1 protein-coding gene is annotated in these 487 nt (G+C 73.5%); it reads right to left on the reverse strand.

All coding sequences use genetic code 11. The annotated features are described in order from the left end of the window. Positions 1-487, reverse strand: a 487-nt coding sequence (locus tag ACU8YE_RS24640; protein ID WP_446930058.1) for an NAD(P)/FAD-dependent oxidoreductase, incomplete at both ends; no start/stop codon positions are given.

A 487-nucleotide genomic window follows, 5' to 3' on the forward strand; every position in this document is an offset into this window, starting at 1 on the left:
CCAGGGAGCCGCGCGCATAGGCGGCCAGCGCTTCGGGGAAGGCCGTCAGCAGGCGCGGCCCCGCCTCCACCAGGACGACCTGCGCCGTGGTCGGGTCGATGTGGCGGAAATCGCGGGCAAGGGCGTGGTGGGCGAGTTCGGCGATCGAGCCCGCCATCTCGACGCCGGTGGGCCCGCCGCCCACCACCACGATGGTCATCAGCCGCGCCCGCTCGGCCGGGTCGGTGGCCCGCTCCGCCCGCTCGAAGGCCTGGAGCACCCGGGTGCGGATGGCGCGCGCCTCCTCGATGCTCTTCAGGGAGGGGGCGTGCGGGGCCCAGTCGTCGTGGCCGAAATAGGTGCTGGTCGAGCCCGTGGCGATGACGAGCCGCTCGTAGGGGATCGTGCTTCCGTCCGCGAGGCGCACCGCGCGGGCATCCGTATCGACCCCCGCGACCTGGCCCATGACCACGCCCACATTGGGCGCCTCGGACAGGATGTGGCGGAT

This window comes from Ralstonia sp. VS2407 (genome assembly GCF_052950655.1).